17 protein-coding genes are annotated in these 18,833 nt (G+C 59.7%); 15 read left to right on the plus strand and 2 right to left on the minus strand.

Annotated features, from left to right (window positions below):
• Window positions 1-24: 24 nt before the first annotated feature.
• The 6 genes from BLU01_RS27095 to BLU01_RS27120 all read left to right on the plus strand — a co-directional run bounded on the left by BLU01_RS27095 (window position 25) and on the right by BLU01_RS27120 (window position 6,142).
• The gene (locus BLU01_RS27095) at window positions 25-1,113 is read left to right on the plus strand and encodes a polyamine ABC transporter substrate-binding protein (protein ID WP_092281249.1); all 1,089 of its coding nucleotides are present in this window, start codon (window positions 25-27) and stop codon (window positions 1,111-1,113) included.
• On the plus strand, window positions 1,110-2,411 hold the full coding sequence (locus tag BLU01_RS27100) for an NAD(P)/FAD-dependent oxidoreductase (protein WP_092281251.1): 1,302 nt from the start codon (window positions 1,110-1,112) through the stop codon (window positions 2,409-2,411). Before BLU01_RS27095 ends, BLU01_RS27100 begins: the two co-directional genes overlap by 4 nt.
• A 288-nt stretch (window positions 2,412-2,699) precedes the next feature.
• Window positions 2,700-3,296 carry a paraquat-inducible protein A gene (locus BLU01_RS27105; RefSeq protein ID WP_092281253.1) on the plus strand — a complete coding sequence of 199 codons (597 nt, stop codon included), beginning with the start codon at window positions 2,700-2,702 and terminating at the stop codon, window positions 3,294-3,296.
• Complete coding sequence (locus tag BLU01_RS27110) at window positions 3,293-3,940, plus strand: paraquat-inducible protein A (RefSeq protein WP_092281255.1); 648 nt, start codon at window positions 3,293-3,295, stop codon at window positions 3,938-3,940. Before BLU01_RS27105 ends, BLU01_RS27110 begins: the two co-directional genes overlap by 4 nt.
• Complete coding sequence (locus BLU01_RS27115) at window positions 3,921-5,576, plus strand: PqiB family protein (protein ID WP_092281257.1); 1,656 nt, start codon at window positions 3,921-3,923, stop codon at window positions 5,574-5,576. Before BLU01_RS27110 ends, BLU01_RS27115 begins: the two co-directional genes overlap by 20 nt.
• Before the next feature lie 17 nt (window positions 5,577-5,593).
• Window positions 5,594-6,142, plus strand: a complete 549-nt coding sequence (locus BLU01_RS27120) for a PqiC family protein (RefSeq protein ID WP_092281259.1) — start codon at window positions 5,594-5,596, stop codon at window positions 6,140-6,142.
• 18 nt (window positions 6,143-6,160) lie between these two features.
• On the opposite strand, the gene BLU01_RS27125 is transcribed toward BLU01_RS27120, so the two are convergent.
• Window positions 6,161-7,006, minus strand: a complete 846-nt coding sequence (locus BLU01_RS27125; RefSeq protein WP_231987188.1) for a site-specific integrase — start codon at window positions 7,004-7,006, stop codon at window positions 6,161-6,163.
• A 465-nt stretch (window positions 7,007-7,471) separates the two neighbouring features.
• Window positions 7,472-8,437, minus strand: coding sequence for a LysR family transcriptional regulator (locus BLU01_RS27130; RefSeq protein ID WP_092281261.1), 966 nt, complete (start codon window positions 8,435-8,437; stop codon window positions 7,472-7,474).
• A gap of 295 nt (window positions 8,438-8,732) precedes the next feature.
• Between BLU01_RS27130 and argH the strand changes: the two genes are divergently transcribed.
• The 9 genes from argH (at window position 8,733) to BLU01_RS27175 (ending at window position 18,833) form a co-directional block, all read left to right on the plus strand.
• On the plus strand, window positions 8,733-10,160 hold the full coding sequence (gene argH, locus BLU01_RS27135) for an argininosuccinate lyase (protein ID WP_092281263.1): 1,428 nt from the start codon (window positions 8,733-8,735) through the stop codon (window positions 10,158-10,160).
• 497 nt (window positions 10,161-10,657) lie between these two features.
• Complete coding sequence (locus tag BLU01_RS27140; RefSeq protein ID WP_092281265.1) at window positions 10,658-11,536, plus strand: amino acid ABC transporter permease; 879 nt, start codon at window positions 10,658-10,660, stop codon at window positions 11,534-11,536.
• A 10-nt stretch (window positions 11,537-11,546) separates the two neighbouring features.
• Window positions 11,547-12,311 (plus strand): amino acid ABC transporter ATP-binding protein, encoded by a 765-nt coding sequence (locus tag BLU01_RS27145; RefSeq protein ID WP_092281267.1) that lies wholly within the window; start codon window positions 11,547-11,549, stop codon window positions 12,309-12,311.
• Window positions 12,312-12,363: 52 nt separating this feature from the next.
• Window positions 12,364-13,188, plus strand: a complete 825-nt coding sequence (locus BLU01_RS27150) for an ABC transporter substrate-binding protein (protein WP_092281269.1) — start codon at window positions 12,364-12,366, stop codon at window positions 13,186-13,188.
• Between the two features lie 286 nt (window positions 13,189-13,474).
• Window positions 13,475-14,323, plus strand: coding sequence for a polysaccharide deacetylase family protein (locus tag BLU01_RS27155; protein WP_092281271.1), 849 nt, complete (start codon window positions 13,475-13,477; stop codon window positions 14,321-14,323).
• On the plus strand, window positions 14,316-15,215 hold the full coding sequence (locus BLU01_RS27160) for a polysaccharide deacetylase family protein (RefSeq protein ID WP_092281273.1): 900 nt from the start codon (window positions 14,316-14,318) through the stop codon (window positions 15,213-15,215). The genes BLU01_RS27155 and BLU01_RS27160 overlap by 8 nt, the downstream gene beginning before the upstream one ends.
• A 172-nt stretch (window positions 15,216-15,387) precedes the next feature.
• Complete coding sequence (locus BLU01_RS27165) at window positions 15,388-16,563, plus strand: MFS transporter (protein ID WP_092281275.1); 1,176 nt, start codon at window positions 15,388-15,390, stop codon at window positions 16,561-16,563.
• Between the two features lie 162 nt (window positions 16,564-16,725).
• Complete coding sequence (locus BLU01_RS27170) at window positions 16,726-17,421, plus strand: HPP family protein (protein WP_092281277.1); 696 nt, start codon at window positions 16,726-16,728, stop codon at window positions 17,419-17,421.
• A 305-nt stretch (window positions 17,422-17,726) separates the two neighbouring features.
• The gene (locus BLU01_RS27175; RefSeq protein WP_092281279.1) at window positions 17,727-18,833 is read left to right on the plus strand and encodes an enoyl-CoA hydratase/isomerase family protein; all 1,107 of its coding nucleotides are present in this window, start codon (window positions 17,727-17,729) and stop codon (window positions 18,831-18,833) included.

The following is an 18,833-nucleotide window of genomic DNA, read 5'->3' on the forward strand; positions in this document are numbered from 1 at the left end:
CCAATAACTCAAAGAGGTGTCGTCATGCGTCTATTGAAATCCATGGTCCCGGCTGCATTGGCCGTTTTGTTCAGCGCCGGCGCGCAGGCCGCGCCGAGCGTCAGTGTCTACAACTGGACCGATTACATCGGCGAGACCACCCTCGCCGACTTCCAGGCGAAAACCGGGATCAAAGTGATTTATGACGTGTTCGATTCCAACGAAACCCTGGAAGGCAAATTGCTCGCCGGGCGCACCGGTTACGACGTGGTGGTGCCGTCCAACCACTTTCTCGCCCGCCAGGTAAAGGCCGGCGCGTTCCTCAAACTGGATCGCGCGCAGCTGCCGAACTTCAAGAACCTCGACCCGAAACTGCTGGCGCTGCTGGAGAAAAACGATCCCGAGAACGCGCATTCGGTGCCTTACCTGTGGGGCACCAACGGCATCGGTTACAACGTCGACAAGGTCAAGCAAGTGCTCGGTATCGATCACATCGATTCCTGGGCCGTGCTGTTCGAACCGGAGAATCTGAAAAAACTCAGCGCTTGTGGCGTGTCGATGATGGACTCGGCGGACGAAGTGTTCCCGGCGATCCTCAACTACATGGGCATGGACCCGCGCAGCGAAAACGCGGAAGACTACAAAAAAGCCGAGGCCAAACTGCTGAGCATTCGGCCGTACATCACCTATTTCCACTCCTCGAAATACGTGTCCGACCTGGCCAACGGCGACATCTGCGTTGCGTTCGGTTACTCCGGCGACGTGTTCCAGGCTGCCAATCGAGCCAAGGAAGCGAAAAACGGCGTGAACATCGCCTATGCCATTCCGAAAGAAGGCAGTAACTTGTGGTTCGATTTGCTGGCGATTCCGGCCGATGCGAGCAACACCCAAGAGGCGCACGCCTTCATCAATTACCTGCTCGACCCGCAAGTGATCGCCAAAGTCAGCGCAGCGGTGGGTTACGCCAACCCGAACCCGGCCGCCAAGCAATACATGGATGAATCGCTGGTGAACAACCCTGAGATTTATCCGCCGCAAGCGGTGCTCGACAAGCTTTACATTTCTACCACCCCGCCCCAGGCGATCATGCGTTTGATGACCCGTTCCTGGAGCAAAGTGAAGTCCAATAAATGAATCAGTTCAGCGACCAACACGCCCATTCCTATTACGCCGCCACGGCGAAAGCCATGGCGCCCTACCCTTCGCTGGCCTCAGACCTTGAGGCCGACGTGTGCGTGATTGGCGGCGGATTTACCGGGGTCAACACCGCGATCGAACTGGCGCAGCGTGGGCTCTCGGTGATTTTGCTCGAGGCGCGGCGGATTGGCTGGGGCGCCAGTGGGCGCAATGGCGGGCAGTTGATTCGCGGGATTGGCCACGACGTCAGCGGTTTTGCCCGTTATGTCGGCGAGGAAGGCGTGCGTTACATGGAGCGCGCCGGGGTTGAATCGGTGGCGCTGGTGGGCAATCGCATCGAGCAACACGGGATCGATTGCGACCTGCGCTGGGGTTTCTGCGAATTGGCTAATACGCCGGCGCAGTTTGCTGCGTTCAAAGTCGAGCAGGAGGAACTGCTCGCGCAGGGTTATGCGCATGAAACGCGGCTGGTGGCGCCCGAGCAGATTCGTCAGCAAGTGGTCGATTCCGCAGTGTATGCCGGTGGTCTGATCGACATGGGCTCGGGGCATTTGCACCCGCTCAACCTGGTGCTCGGCGAAGCACAACTGGCGCAATCGCTGGGCGTGCGGATTTTTGAGCAGAGTGCGGTGCTGGAGATTATCCATGGCAGCACGGTGCAGGTTCGTTGTGCCGGCGGCACAGTGCGCGCGGGCAGTCTGGTGCTCGGCTGCAACGCGCATCTGGAAGAACTCGAACCGAAACTCAGCGGCAAAGTGCTGCCGGCCGGCAGTTACATCATCGCCACCGAACCGTTGCCGCTGGATCTTGCCGCACAGTTGATCCCGCAGAACCTGGCGTTGTGTGATCAGAAAGTCGGGCTGGATTACTATCGGCTCTCGGCGGACCGGCGATTGCTGTTCGGCGGCGCGTGTCATTACTCGGGGCGCGATCCGTCGGACATCGGCGCTTATATGCGCCCGGCGATGCTCAAGGTGTTCCCGCAACTGGCGGATGTGCGCATCGACTATCAGTGGGGCGGCAAGATCGGTATTTCCGCCAACCGCTTTCCGCAGATTGGCCGCTTGAGCCAGCACCCGAACGTGTTTTACGCCCAGGGTTATTCCGGCCATGGCCTCAACGTCACCCACTGGTGCGCCAAGTTGCTGGGCGAAGCGATTCACGCCGGTCACAGCCGGGGTTTCGACGTGTTCAGCGCGGTGCCGCACATGACCTTCCCCGGCGGCCGCGCCTTGCGTTCGCCGCTGCTGGCCCTCGGCATGTTCTGGTATCGCCTGCGCGAAATGCTCGGCTAGCCGCTGAGCGCGCAAGGAAACGCCCGGCAACCCCCACCCCCGTAGGAGCGAGGCTTGCCCGCGAAAGCGTCGGGTCAGCAGACATTTATATCGGCTGACCCACCGCCTTCGCGAGCAAGCTCAGCTCCTACAAAAGCGCAGGTGGTTTCAGCCTCACCGTCGCGTTAAACGAATATCTCGTCGTCGGTCCTCCCATCCCTTTAATCAGCCTTTCGATTTGCTCTATCGCGAGGCACTTCTATATTGAGGAGGTGCTCTGACTTTCCTGCCTCCTTGCGAATGCGACCCATGGCCAAGAATGACCAGTTGATCATCTGCGAGCACTGCGACTGCGTGTTTGAAAAAGTCATGCTCGCCAAACATCAGAAAACCCTGTGCACCCGCTGCGGCGGCGTGCTCCAGCGTTATAACGGCCTGACATTGCAGCAACGCCTGGCGCTGACCCTCACCGCGCTGATGCTGTGGATTTTTGCCAATTTCTACCCGGTCATGAGCATCAGCCTCCAGGGCCTGAAAAACAGCGCGACGCTGTGGGATTCGGTGGTCGCGCTGAGCCTCGGGCCGATCACCTTTATTGCGCTGGTCGCGGCGATCTCAATGATCATCGCGCCAATCATCCAGCTGATCCTGTTGATCTGGGTCCTGGGTTTCGCCCTGAACCGCCAGCGCTCGCCGGGTTTCAGTTTCTGCATGCGCTGGCTGGAAACCCTGCGCCCGTGGAGCATGCTCGAAGTCTGCCTGCTCGGCGCGATGGTTGCGGTGATCAAACTCGCCGGGCTACTCGACGTGCTGCCAGGCATCGGCCTGTTCGCCCTGGCGATCCTCAGCCTGATGATGATCCGCATCGCCGGACGCGATATCCGTGATTTGTGGGACGACCTATGAGCACGCCGCCGCTCGCCAGCCAACTCGATCTGTGCCTTTGCCACAGCTGCGGCATGGCGTGTGACACCACAGGCGAGCCGCACGAATGCGAACGCTGCGGCGCGCCGTTGCATCGGCGCAAGGTCAACTCACTGGCGCGGACCTGGGCCTTCATGTTCACCGCGCTGGCGTTTTACGTGCCGGCCAATCTGCTGCCGGTGATGAACACCAAAATGGTCGGTGCCGGCGCCGACAGCACGATCATGAGCGGCGTGCTGGAGTTCTGGCAGGCCGGCGCGTGGGACATTGCCCTGATCATTTTCATCGCCAGCATCGCCGTGCCTGGGATCAAGTTCGTTGCCCTGACACTGCTGCTGATCACCGTGCAACGCGACAGCGGTTGGGCGCGCAAGGAGCGTGCGAAGCTTTACCGTTTCGTCGAAGTCATCGGTTATTGGTCGATGCTCGACGTGATCGTCGTTGCGCTGGTGGCGTCGCTGGTGAAATTCCAGGCCCTGGCCGATATCGAGCCACGGCCGGGCATTCTTTTTTTCGGTCTGGTGGTGGTCTTCACCATGTTCTCGGCGATGAGTTTCGATCCACGCCTGATTTGGGATAAATCGCCCCACAACGAGGAGGTCACGGATGAAGTCGCAAGCCACTGACGGGCCGCAAGCCCCGGGTCAGGCCAGTATAAAGACTCGTCGTTTCAGCGTTTCGCTGGTGTGGATCGTGCCGATCGTCGCCGTGCTGGTGGGCATCTCGCTGGTGGTGCACACCCTCATGCAGGAAGGCCCGACCATCGTCATCACGTTCAAGACCGGCAACGGTTTGACCGCCAACAAAACCGAAGTCAAATACCGCAACGTGGTGATCGGCCACGTCTCCGAAGTCGAGCTGAGCGACGATCAGAAAAGTGTCGACGCCACCATCAAACTGTCGAAACAGGCTGAAACCTTCACCCGCGAAGACTCGCAATTCTGGGTCGTGCGCCCGCGCATCGGCGCGGGCGGCGTATCCGGCATCGACACCTTGCTGTCCGGCGATTACATCGGCGCCGATATCGGTCACGCCAACGGTCGCGCGAAGAATTTCAAAGGCCTGGAAAACCCGCCGCCGATCACTTACGGCGAACCCGGCAAGCGCTTCACCCTGCATTCCCAGGACCTCGGTTCGCTGGACATCGGCTCGCCGGTTTACTACCGCAAAATCCAGGTCGGCCAAGTGGTGGCTTATGCGCTGGATGGTGACGGTAAAGGCGTGAATATCGAGCTGTTCATCCACGCGCCGAACGACGCCTATGTCACCGAGAACACGCGATTCTGGAACGCCAGCGGCATCGACTTGAACATCGGCGCCAATGGCTTCGCGGTGAAGACTGAATCGTTGTCATCGCTGTTGGTCGGCGGCGTCGCATTCCGTGCGCCGGAGTACAGCCCCAACGATCAGCCGGCGACCGAGGAAAAAACCTTCGAGCTGTTCGACGACCAGGTCACCGCCCTCGCCCCGCCCAACGGCAAGCCGCAATACCTGAGCCTGCGTTTCGATCAGGCGTTGCGCGGGCTCAAAGTCAACGCACCGGTGGAATTCCTCGGCATGGAAATTGGCCGGGTGGTGTCGATCAATCTTGATTTCGACGAGAAAAAACGCAGTTTCCCGGTCAACGTTGGCATCGTCATTTACCCGCAACGGCTGGGTCAGGCGCACACCAAAATGGTCAAGGCGCTGATGCATGATCCCAACGACGAAGCGGCCGGCGTGCGGCTGATGGGCACGTTTATCGAGAACGGTCTGCGCGCGCAGGCCCGCAGTGGCAACCTGCTGACCGGCCAGCTGTATATCTCGCTGGATTTCTACCCGAAAGCGGAGAAAGTCGCCTTCGACCCGAGCGTGCGGCCGGTGAGCATTCCGACCATTCCGGGCAGCCTGGAAGAGTTGCAAGGCAAGCTGCAGGCGATGGTCGACAAGATCAACAAATTGCCGGTCGAACGCATTGCCAGCAACCTCGACAGCAACCTCGTCGAGTTGCGCAAAGGATTGACGCAGTTCAACGCGAAAACCTTGCCCGGCGTGCAATCGACGCTGGCGGATGTGAGCAAAACGCTGAATTCGGCCAGTTCGACGTTGGCCGAAGATTCGCCGCAGCGCGAACAGATCACCCAGACCCTGGACGAACTGAAACGGATGTCGCGCTCACTGCGTGAACTCTCGGATTACCTTGGCCGCCATCCGGAATCGCTGCTGCGCGGGCGTCCCGACAACGCAGCCCCGAACGACTTGCAAGGTCCACCGCGTAACTGACCACAGGAGCAACACCCATGGCTTTTTCGCCGAAGATTACCTTGCTCGCCGCGTTGTTGCTGTTGACGGCGTGTCGCAGCGACCCGATTCAGTTTCATACGCTGACCCCGGCGCAACCGGCGCGCGGCAATGGCGAGGAGATTCGCATCGAAGGCATCAGCGTGCCGCCGCAGGTTGATCGGGCACAGATTGTGATTCGCCAAGGCAACAGTGGTCTGGCGATTCTCGAAACCGATTGGTGGGGCGCGAGCCTCGCGGATGAGTTGCGCAGTGCGCTGGTTGATCAGTTGTCCAACGCCAACCCGCAGCACAAAGTGTCGTTGCGCGTGGACGTGCAGCGCTTTGATTCGATTCCTGGGCAGTATGGTTTGATCGACGTCAAATGGCGTCTGCGTCCGCTGGGCGCCGGCGATAGCGCATTGGTGACGTGCCGCAGCACCTTGCAAACGCCCTCGGGGCCGTCGATCGAAGATCTGGTGACGGCGCAGCAAAACAACGTCAAGCGTTTGGCCGCGGTGATTAGCCAGGCGGCCGCCAGCCAGCGTGGCTGCCCGGCGCAGAGTTGATCAGGGGGAATTGGGTTCCTACAAATCGAAGCGGTCCACGGCGCGGCGGCGTTCGTTGTCGTCGCGGACGTCGTAGTTGGCGGTGGTCTGGATGTTGCTGTGGTGCGCGAGTTTCTGCGCGATCGACAAGTCGTGTTCTTCAATCACCCGAGTGATAAACGAACGGCGGAAATCGTGCGGCATGATCTTCACGCCAACCTGCGCGCCACGCTGGCGGGCGATGTAGTAAATCGCATGTTTGGTAATACGCTCGCGGGTAATGTGGCTGCCGCGACGGATACGGTTGAACAGAAACCCATCGTCCTCAACACCCTCGCCCAACTGCGAACGGCGCAACTCAAGCCACGCCTCCAACTTGGTAAATGCCCACGCCGGCGCGTATTTGATCAACTGTTTATTGCCCTTGGCCGTCACACGCAAACTGCGCTCGTGGAAATCGACCTGATTCAGATCCAGATTCACCGATTCCGACTTGCGCATTCCCGAGCCGTACAACACCGCGATAATCGCCGCATCGCGCAAGCCTTGTGGCCGCGGATCCGCCGCGCAGACTTCCATCAATTCCTGAATCAGCGTGCGTTTGAGATTTCGTCCCTGCGACAAACGTGTACCCGTGATGCCCTGCACCGAACGCATTTTCAGCAGGTGTTCCTGACTGATCAGGCTCATGCGCCACGCTTCGTTCATCACCCCACGTACCGCGTTCACATACAGCGACGAAGTATTCGGCGCATAACCGTCAGTGCGCAGCGCAGCCACTAACGCGATGACATCCTCCGGCTGCAGTTGATGCCAGGGGATCTCCTCGATGTTCATGTCTTCGAAGCCCAAACGGTCCGCCGCGTCTTGCAATACATAACGCATGGTCAGTTGGCTGGAAGGCGCCAGGCGCGCCAGATACACGGTCAACGGGTTGGCTTTGGCGCCCTTGAGTTCATCATCCGGTAAGTCAATCAAACGAAAAAAACCTTGGAAAAAAGCGGTTCAACACAATAACTAAAGAGTTCGCTCGCGACCGATAGCCGCGCTACAAGCTGACCAGCGAAACGAAAAATGTCAACCCGAACCCGCTCTTAAAATACCCGGCAACTTATTGATGCAAATCGTTTTTCGGACATACCGCCGGGCAACTGAAAACCCACTCCCCTGTAGGAGCGGAGCTTGCTCGCGAAGAGGCCGTATCAGCCAACATTAATATTGAATGTAACGACGCCTTCGCGAGCAAGCTCTGCTCCTACAGGGGGGGTGAGGCCATGTCAGGCAACATTGATGTTGAATGTAATGACGCCTTCGCGAGCAAGCTCTGCTCCTACAGGGGTTGTGTGTACGTTAAATCGGGGCTTTCAGGTCGACGCCCAGTGCTTGCGCAAACGCTTTGACCAGCGGGCTGCGCACGGTGTTGTGCCGCAGGATCAGATTGAACGGCGTAACAATGTTGATCAGCTCCGGCCGTAGCGCGCGAAACTGCCCTTGCGCCACCAGCGTCGCCGCGTAATGTTGCGGCAGAAAACCGATAAAACGCCCGGTCTTGATCAGCAACGCCACGGCTTCGACCTGGGTGGCCGAGGCGGAAAAACTGTCGTACCGAGCAAAGTTGAGCTTGTCCCGATGAATCGCATATCGGTGGTTGACGCACTCGTGGTCCTTGAGCATCTGGCTGCTGATCTCGGCGTCCGGCACCTCGAACAACGGATGCCCGAGCGCGCAGTAAATCTCGGAGCGTTCTTCATATAAGGCGTAGTAATCGAACTCCTCACGTTTCTGATAAACCGGAACAATACCAGCCACTAGACGCCCCTCAACAACACCCCGCTCTACTTCATCCAACTGTGATGCCTGAAGTTGAAACCTGACTTTCGGCGACTGATCATTCAGGCGCTTAAGCGCAGCAACTAACGGAGAGTTTGGGTCCGTAATCGTATTGTCAATAACGCCCACCCCCAGATCACCGATTAGTTCGTTCTGCGCTGAACTAAGGCGATCCCGAAAGTTATCGACCGAGGCAAACAGATCAATCGACGCCTGATACACCAGCCGGCCTTCTTCGGTCAGGTGAAAACCCTCTCGCCCTCGGGTGCACAGACGCATGCCGATGCGAATCTCCAAGTCGGAAATCTGTTTGCTGATGGCTGCCAGGCCCACATTCAATTCGTTCTGCGCGGCGCTGAAGCCACCGGCCTCGACCACTGCCTTGAACACTTTGAGCAATTTGAAATCCAGCCCACTGAGCGCCAACGGCGCCCGCTGAGTCGGCTTTGGCGGCGGGTTTCCGGAATTGGAAAGTGGGGTTTCCATAATGCTTATTTACCTCTGGCGCCCTATTCAACACTCTGTGTCCAACAACAAAAACATAGCTGGCCAATAATAATGAACACAGAAAACAAGGCTTGGCAACCGCTGATCAATTCCGTACCTGACTGCCAACTCACTGATTTAGCACCATTAAAAACTGACACTTCGATCAGTTCTCGCTCCTTCGCAACTGCCCCTTTGAATACTGCTTTGGCCTGACTCCGCCCGATTGATTCGTGGTGGTTATTCGAGCTTCTGGCACATCGATCAGTTCGCTCTACCGACGAGGAAAACAACAATGTCGCAAAACACCGACCGTCTCTGGGGAGCGCGCTTCAAAAGCGGCCCATCCGCAGCCCTGGCGGCCCTGTCCCGTTGCCCTGAGCGCTACTTTCGCCTCACCCCGTACGACCTCGCCGGTTCCAAAGCGCATGCCCGTGAATTGCAACGCGCCGGGCTGTTGAGCGAGCAGGAAACCCTGACCATGCTCGACGCGCTGGAGCGCATTGGCACTGATTTCCGCGCCGGCCGCATAGCCCCGACGCTGGACGACGAAGACGTCCACACCTTCATCGAACGCCTGCTCACCGAACGCCTCGGCGCCCTCGGTGGCAAGCTGCGCGCCGGGCGTTCGCGCAACGACCAGACCGCCAACGACCTACGCCTTTTTCTGCGTGATCACGTGCGCACCCTGGCCGTAGAAGTGCTGGCATTGCAGCAAGCGTTAGTCGAGCAGGCCGAGCAACATATCGAAAGCATTTGCCCCGGTTTCACCCACTTGCAGCAAGCCCAGCCAATTGTTTTCGCCCACCATTTGCTGGCACACGCGCAATCGATGCTGCGCGACGTGCAGCGTCTGGTCGACTGGGATAATCGCACCTCGCTGTCGCCACTCGGCGCGGCGGCGATGGCCGGCTCGGCGATTGCGCGCCTGCCGCAGCAATCGGCGAAAGAAATGGGTTACAGCGGCGTCTGCGAAAACTCCATCGATGCCGTCGCCAGCCGCGACCACGTCGCCGAATTCCTGTTTATCGCGAGCATGCTCGGGATCAACATTTCGCGCCTCGCCGAGGAATTTTGCCTATGGTCGTCGCGGCAATTTCGCTGGGTTGCGCTGGACGATGCCTACGCGACGGGCAGCTCGATCATGCCGCAGAAGAAGAACCCGGACATCGCCGAATTGGCGCGCGGCAAGGCTGGGCGGCTGATTGGCAACCTTACCGGTCTGCTCTCGACGCTCAAATCCCTGCCGCTGTCGTACAACCGCGACTTGAGTGAAGACAAAAACGGCGTGCTCGACAGTGTCGACACGCTGCTGCTGGTGCTGCCGGCCATGGCCGGGATGGTTGCGACCATGAAGGTCAACGTTGAAGAGCTGCGGCGTCAGGCGCCACTGGGCTTCACCCTTGCCACCGAAGTCGCGGACTGGTTGGCGATGCGCGGTGTGCCGTTCAAGGAAGCGCATGAAATCACCGGCGCGTTGGTTCAGGCCTGTGAGAAACATGACATTGAATTGTGGGAAGCGTCGCCGGCGTTGCTGGCGGAGATTGATCCGCGTTTGACCGCCGAGGTACGCGACAGCCTGACTCTGGAAGCGGCCATCGCCGCGCGCAGTGGCTGGGGCGGCACCGCGCCGCAACAGGTGCGCGAGCAGATCGCCCGCCTGAAAACCGCCCTCGCCGCGCAACACACGTGGACCGAAAATTACAACGGCTTCCGCCTCTGAACACGACACAAACCCTGTAGGAGCAAGGCTTGCCCGCGAAGAGGTCGTATCAGTCGGCATCAATGCTGAATGACCCACCGCTTTCGCGAGCAAGTTCAGCTCCTACAAGGGCCGAGCCAGACACAAAACCTGTAGGAGCAAGGCTTGCCCGCGAAGAGGTCGTATCAGTCGGCATCAATGCTGAATGACCCACCGCTTTCGCGAGCAAGCTCGGCTCCCACAAGGGCCGAGCCAGACACAGAACCTGTAGGAGCAAGGCTTGCCCGCGAAGAGGCCGTATCAGTCGGCATCAATGCTGAATGACCCACCGCTTTCGCGAGCAAGCTCAGCTCCCACAAGGGCCGAGCCAGACACAGAACCTGTAGGAGCAAGGCTTGCCCGCGAAGAGGTCGTATCAGTCGGCATCAATGCTGAATGACCCACCGCTTTCGCGAGCAAGCTCAGCTTGTACAAGGATTTGTGGTTGGCCTGAATCACCCAGTTTACGGAGAACCCATATGAGCCAGACTCAGGCAGAACGTCTCCAGTCGGAGCGCAAACTGGCGGAAAACCAGTTCGATATCACCCAGTACCACCACGTGCCACGGCGTTATTACGGGCGGATCTTCTTCGCCACCATCATCGTCATCGCCATCCTCGGTTTGGTGCGCGCCTTCGCCGAAGGCAAGATCGAATGGTCGTACATCGGCCAATTCGTCACCTCACAAGCAATTTTGTGGGGTTTGTTCAACACCATCGTCATGGCCGTGCTGGCAATGGCGCTGGGGATTGTCTTCGGGGTGATCACCGCGATCATGCGCATGTCGGCCAACCCGATCCTGCGTTACGTCGCGCTCACTTACACCTGGCTGTTTCGCGGCACGCCGCTGATCCTGCAATTGCTGTTGTGGTTCAACCTGGCGCTGATTTTCCCCACCATCGGCATCCCCGGCCTGTTCGAAATGGACACCGTGAGCCTGATGACCCCGTTTGTCGCCGCCCTCCTCGGCCTGAGCATCAACCAGGGCGCCTACACCGCCGAAGTGGTGCGCGCCGGGTTGTTGTCGGTGGACACCGGCCAGTATGAAGCGGCCAAGTCGATCGGCATGCCGCGCCTGCAAGCGTTGCGCCGGATCATCCTGCCGCAAGCCATGCGCATCATCATTCCGCCGGTCGGCAACGAGTTTATCGGCATGGTCAAAATGACCTCGCTGGCCAGCGTCATCCAGTACTCGGAGCTGCTCTACAACGCGCAGAACATCTACTACGCCAACGCCCGGGTCATGGAACTGCTGATCGTCGCCGGTATCTGGTACCTGGTTGCGGTCACCGTGCTGTCCTTTGGCCAAAGCCGTCTGGAGCGTCGTTTCGCTCGCGGCGCCGGCAAGCGTTCTTGAGGAGTCGATCATGAGAAACATCGTCAAGGCCGTCAGCCTGAACAAGTATTACGACCAGTTTCACGCGCTCAAGGACATCAACATCGAAGTCGAACAAGGCGAAGTGCTGTGCATCATTGGCCCGTCCGGCTCGGGCAAAAGCACCTTGCTGCGCTGCGTCAATCAACTGGAGAAAATCGACAAGGGCGGCCTCTGGGTCGATGGCGAGCTGGTTGGTTATCGCGTCGTCGGCAACAAGCTGCACGAACTCAATGAATCGCAGATCGCCCGCCAGCGCCTGTCGACCGGCATGGTGTTCCAGCGTTTCAATCTGTTTCCGCACATGACCGTGCTGCAAAACATCATCGAAGGCCCGTGCCAGGTACTCAAACGTTCGCCCAAAGAAGCGCACGAAGAAGCCGTGGAATTGCTCGCCCGCGTCGGCCTCGCCGACAAACGCAACAGCTACCCGATTGAATTGTCCGGCGGTCAGCAGCAACGCGTGGCGATTGCCCGCGCGTTGGCCATGCGCCCCAAGCTGATGCTGTTCGATGAACCCACTTCGGCACTCGACCCGGAACTGGTCGGTGAGGTGCTGTCGGTGATGCGCGATCTGGCGCAAACCGGCATGACCATGATCGTCGTCACCCATGAACTGGGCTTCGCTCGCGAAGTGTCCAACCGAATGGTGTTTATGGACGGCGGGCAGATCGTGGAGGCTGGAAGCCCCGAAGAAATACTAATAAGTCCGCAAAACCCGCGCACCCAAAGCTTCATTTCTGCCGTTCGAACCTAAGCGCCAGCCTCGCTACCAAGAGCTGCGTCAAAACACTCAAAAGAGAACGACCATGAAGAATTTCGTAATCCCTGCAGTACTCGCCGGCCTGATGGCTTCCAGCGTCTCCTACGCCGCCGAGTTGCCGGCGAACATCAAGGAAAAAGGCGAGATCGTTGTGGCGATCATGCCAAACTACCCGCCGATGGATTTCAAGGATCCGGCCACCAACACCCTGACCGGCCTCGACTATGACCTGGGCAACGCGCTGGCCGAGCGGCTGGGCGTGAAGATCAAATGGCAGGAAACCGGCTTCGAGCAAATGATCAACGCGCTGACCACTGACCGCGTCGACATGGTGCTCTCGGGCATGACCGACACCGCCGAGCGCCAGGCCAGCGTGACGTTTGTTGACTATTTCACCAGCGGCCCGCAGTTCTACACCTTGCAGAAGAACAAGGATTTCAACGAAATCACTGATCTGTGCGGCAAGAAAGTCGGCACCAGCCGCCGCACCACGTTCCCGGCGGAAATCGCCGCGTACAGCCAGGCCAATTGCGAAGCGGCGGGCAAACCGGCGATCGTGGTGATCGGCACCGAAGGCTCGGCAGACGCCCGCGCGCAATTGCGTCAGAGCCGGATTGACGCGGCGATGCAGGGCAGCGAGACGCTGTCCTACCTGAAGACGCAGGAAAAGGACATGTACAAAACCGTCGGCCTGCCGATTTCCGTGCAGTTCACCGGTCTGGGCGTGAGCAAGAAAAAACCCGAGTTGAGCGAAGCAGTGAAAGTCGCGCTGCAAAGCATGATCGACGACGGCAGCTACCAGACCATCCTGAAAAAGTGGGACCTGGAACTGGGCGCGATCAAAACCGTGACCATCAACGCCGGTAAATAGTCCTGGAAGGGTTGCAACCCATGTAGGAGCAAAGCTTGCTCGCGATAGCGGTGGGTCAGGCGACAGAGATGTTGAATGTGCCGACCTCATCGCGAGCAAGCTCGCTCCCACAGGGGTTGGCGGTGAGGCACAGGTTGTGATCCGCCCAAAATCCAATGTAGGAGTGAGCCTGCTCGCGATAACGGTGGGTCAGGCAACGAAGATATTGAATGTGCCGGCCTCTTCGCGGGCAAGCCTCGCTCCTACGGGGGGCGGTGTTTAAACGAAAATTGCTGGGGTGCCACTGATGTCCTCCTCGATACAACCCACCTGGCCGGCGCCGCACGGGGCCTGCCTGGCGCTGGCCTTTGACCTCGATGGCCCGACCGGCGATGCGATGCTCAATGGCTCGATCTGGCACAAACCCGAATACTTCGGTTTCGGCGGTTACGGCCCTTACCGCGCGCTGCCGCGCATTCTCGATCTACTCGACGCCTTCAACATCCCGACGACCTTCTTCGTCCCCGCGTGGGTCGTGGAAAACTGGCCGAAACAGTGCCAGGCCATCGTCGAACGCGGGCATGAAGTCGCCTATCACGGCTACAAACACGAATCCTTCTACGCCCTCACGCTCGAACAGCAAAAGGACGTGATGAAGAAGTCCCGCGACGTCTTCTGGAAACACCTGAACATCCGCGCCGAAGGCTTTCGCACGCCGTCCGGCGACTGGCGCGCGGAAACGCCGGCAATGCTCGTGGAGGCCGGCGTGACCTACTCCAGCAGCATGCGCGGCGATGACCGGCCGTACCTGGTCAACGTCCCCGGGTTCGACACGCCACTGGTGGAAATCCCCGGCCGCTGGGAAATGGACGACTACGCCTCCCTCGCCTATACCCGCGCGCCGGACTTCCCGTCGGGCCTGGATCGCACCGCCAGTTACGCACTGACCCTCGACAACTGGTGCCGCGAATTCGACGGCGCGATGGACGAAGGGCTGTGCCTGACCACCCTGTTCCACCCCAAGATCACCGGCAAACCGGGGCGCATCCTGTTGCTGGAAAAACTCTTCGAACACATGCGCCAGCGCGATGACGTGTGGTTCGCCACGTGCCGCGATGTCGCCCAATGGTGGCTGAAGGAGCATCACCATGACTGATCGCATTGTCTGGCCCGAAAGCGTCTGGCCCGAAGGTTATCGCTGCGCCGTGGTGCTGACCGTCGATTACAACGACATCCACGGCATCCTCACCCAAGCCCCGGAAGTCGCAGGGCGCGACAAAACCCTGTCCGTGTGGCGCTACGGCAGCCAGCGCGGGGTCGAGCGTTTGCTCGGGTTATTCGCCGAACTGGGCGTGTCGAGCAGTTGGTGCATTCCCGGAATCGTCGCCGAAGAAAATCCCGAACACCTCAAAGCCATTCAGGCCGGCGGACACGAAATCGCCTGCGCCGGCTATCGCCATCAGAACTACGACAACCTGTCGTTGGCCGAGCAAAGCGCCGACATCGCCAAGGGTTGCGCCGCCCTCGCCGCGCTGACCGGCCAGCGCCCCGTCGGTTTCCGCATTCCCGCGGGCAACGGCGCGCCGGGCTTTATCGAGGCGTTGAGGGATCAAGGGATTCGCTGGTCGTCTTCGTGGCGCGGCGATGACCTGCCCTTCGCCCACCCGACCGCACCAGAGGTGATCGAACTGCCGCTGCATTACGAGTTGGAAGACGAACCGTACTTCGCCTTCAACCTCAGCCCGGCGGTGCCGCCGGCGCAATCGCGGATCGCGTCGTACAGCCACACCCTGGGCAACCTGCAAATGGACTTCGCCGGGTTTCACCGTTTTGGCCTGTGCTACGTGCTGCGGTTGCACCCGGAAATCATCGCCACACCCGGCAGAATCGGCGTGTTACGCGAGTTGCTGGCGGGCATTCAGCAGCACAACGACGTATGGATTGCCAGCGCTGGCGAAGTCGCGCAATGGTGGGCGGATTCGGCGGTGAAGGTCACCGAGGATCACCCGGCGGCGGTGTATGAACGCCACTACCGGCATTACCAGTGATGAGCGAGGTGATCCCGATAATGGCTGTCGTGAGTGCGATCGTTCCCATGCTCCGCGTGGGAATGCAGCCCGGGACGCTGCGCGTTCCAAAAGCGGACGCAAAGCCTCCATCGACGCACTCCCACGCCGAGCATGCGAACGATCTTCATTAAATAAGGACATTTGCCCCACCGTGGCCACTTACTCGCTCGTTATCCGCCGCTTGATGATCTGCTCGCTGACCATCGTCGTCAGCCGCGCCATCACCAGTCCGTTGCTCACGCTGTTCCTCAGCAACAAACTCGGGCTCAACCAACAGGACGTCGGTCTGCTGCTGGGCATCGCCGTGTTCATCGCCACACTCTTGGCGCTGTACGGCGGCTACATCATCGATCGCCTGGAAAAGCGCCGTTTGCTGATCCTCGCCATGCTCTCCAGCGCCATCGGTTTCGTCTTGCTGACGTTCGCCGACAACCTTTACCTGACCACCGCGACCCTGGTGATCACCGAAACTGCCTCAGCGTTATTCCTGATCGGCTCGAAGGCGATCCTCAGCGAAAACCTGCCCATGGGCCAACGCGCCAAGGCGTTTTCCTTGCGTTACACCTTGACCAACATCGGCTACGCCACGGGCCCGATGCTTGGTGTGGTGATCGCCGGGGTCTATCCGATTGCGCCGTTCCTGATCGCTGGCGGCATCGCGTTTTTCAGCATTTTCCTGATGAGCGGCATTCCCAAAGATCCGGCGCAGAAGCCCGCGATCGGCCAGCCGCAAAGTTTTCTGAAAACCCTGACCACCCTGAAGAACGACCGCACGCTGATCATGTTCACCCTCGGTTGCCTGTTCAGCACCGTGGTCCACGGCCGTTTCACCTTGTACCTGTCGCAATACCTGCTGGTGACCCAGGATTCCAAACGCGCCCTGCAAACCATGGCCGCCCTGCTCGCCTGCAATGCGCTCAGCGTGATTTTGCTGCAGTACCAGATCGGGCGTTTCCTCAAACGCGAGCAATTGCGCTACTGGATTGCCGGTGGCACCAGCCTGTTTGTGCTCGGGCTGATCGGCTTCAGCATCGCCGACAGTCTGGTGAGCTGGTGCGTGGCGATGTTCATCTTCACTCTCGGCGAGATGATCATTTACCCGGCGGAATTCCTCTTCGTCGACACCCTGGCCCCGGAAGAATTGCGCGGCAGTTATTACGGCGCGCAAAATCTCGCGGCGCTGGGCGGCGCGTTGAGCCCGGTGATTTGCGGCTTTCTGTTGATGCACACACCGGCGCCGACCATGTTCTACGCGCTGTGTGGATTGACCGCGATTGGCGGGTCATTGTGTTTCCTCGCCGGGCGTCGCGTGGCTTCACTGCAATAGAACTGCACTGAAGCTGCATTAATATGAATTTGTCAGCAGCTTGCAGGCGCGGCAAACTGTGCGCGTTCCTCCCCCAATAGCAGGGACACCTTCAAGGGCTTTCTGGGTTTCCCAGTTAAGCCTTTTTTTTGCCTCACTTTTTGTCACGGAACATTCGTCATCATGCTTGCTCGCTGGTTACCTGCCGCCATCAATACCCGTCCCTCCGAATGGAGCCGCGCTGCCATCGGCATGTCCCTCGGCACGCTGTTCAGCGTCTGGTTGTGCAGCCAGGTGTTTGGCATTCAGGTCGCGCAGCATTTGGTCGGCCCGTTGGGTGCGTCGGCGGTGTTGCTGTTCGCGGTGTCTTCCGGTGCCCTCGCCCAGCCGTGGTCGATTCTCGGCGGCTATTTCAGCGCCGGCGTGGTCTCGCTGCTGGTCGCGCATGTGCTCGGGCGCACGTTGGGCAGCGCGTGTCTGGCGGCGGGAATGGCGGTGGTCTTGATGTGCTGGTTGCGTTGCCTGCATCCGCCGGCCGGAGCGTTGGCGCTGCTGTTGGTGCTGGCCGACCCGGCGACTATCGCGCTGGACTGGAAAGCCCTCGCGCCGGTGATGCTCAGTGCGGCAGCGATGCTGCTGAGTGCGTTGGCGTACAACAACCTGACGCGGATTCGTTATCCAAAACGCCCGGCGGAACCCGCGCCAGTGCTGCCTTCGGCCGACAGTCAGGCGATCACCGCCGAGGATTTGAAACGGGCCCTGGCGGACATGGAAGCCTTTATTGACGTCACCCCCGAAGACCTCGAACAACTGATCCACGCCAGCGAACTGCACGCCAAACGCCGCAGCATCAGCGAAGTGCTCAGCAGCAGAACCTGACACCCCGCAATACTTCACTAACCCCCCGACTCCTGTGGGAGCCGAGCTTGCTCGCGATAGCGTCCTTTCAGACACCATCGATGTGCCTGAAAGATTGAAATCGCGAGCAAGCTCAGCTCCCACAGGGTTTTCCGTGGCTGTCGCAAAAGTGTTCAGGGGCGATCTTCGGATTTTGCGCTAAGGTAAAAATGCAGAAAGAACCTGCACGTATCCCGGTTGTACATCGCAAAATTGCACTGTTACGATCCGGCATCGCTCGCGCGCGAGCGCGTATATAAAAGAACAATAAAAGCAGGGAGTTATCGATGACTGCTCAGGTTTCATCTAAGGAGATCAAAGCCATGGATGCCATGCAAAATGCCGTTCTGGCCGAGGTTCGCAACCATATCGGTCACCTGACCCTGAATCGCCCCGCCGGCCTCAATGCGATCACCCTCGACATGGTCCGGCGCCTGCAACGCCAACTCGACGCCTGGGCCGAAGATCCGCAGGTCAACGCCGTGGTGTTACGCGGTGCCGGCGAGAAGGCCTTCTGTGCCGGCGGCGACATTCGTTCGCTGTACGACAGCTACAAAAACGGCGACACGCTGCACGAAGATTTCTTCGTCGAGGAATACGCCCTCGACCTCACACTCCACCACTACCGCAAACCGGTCCTCGCGCTGATGGACGGTTTTGTCCTTGGCGGCGGCATGGGTCTGGTGCAAGGCGCCGACCTGCGCGTGGTCACCGAGCGCAGCCGACTGGCGATGCCGGAAGTGGCCATCGGCTATTTTCCCGACGTCGGCGGCAGCTACTTTCTGTCGCGCATTCCGGGCGAACTGGGGATTTACCTCGGCGTCAGCGGCGTGCAGATTCGCGCGGCGGACGCGCTGTATTGCGGCTTGGCCGACTGGTACCTGGAAAGCGCCAGACTGGGTCAGCTCGATGAGCTACTCGATCATCTGGAATGGCACGAAACGCCACTCAAGGACCTGCAAGGCGCGCTGGCGAAAATCGCCGCGCAGCAATTGCCCGACGCGCCGCTGAGTGCGCTGCGCCCGGCCATCGACCACTTCTTCGGCCTGCCGGATGTCGCGAGCATGGTCGAGCAAATGCGCGAAGTGACGGTCGCCAACAGCCACGAATGGGCCAAGTCCACCGCCGATCTGCTGGAAAGCCGTTCACCGCTGGCCATGGGCGTGACCCTGGAAATGCTCCGGCGCGGACGCAAGTTGAGCCTGGAACAATGCTTCGCCCTCGAGCTGCACCTGGACCGTCAATGGTTCGACCGTGGCGACCTGATCGAAGGCGTGCGCGCCTTGCTGATCGACAAAGACAAACAACCGCGCTGGAACCCGCCGACCTTGCAGGCGCTGCACGCCGAGCACGTCGAGAGTTTCTTCAGTGGTTTTGCGCAGAGCGGGAACTGA

Source organism: Pseudomonas prosekii (assembly GCF_900105155.1).
Lineage (GTDB): Bacteria > Pseudomonadota > Gammaproteobacteria > Pseudomonadales > Pseudomonadaceae > Aquipseudomonas > Aquipseudomonas prosekii.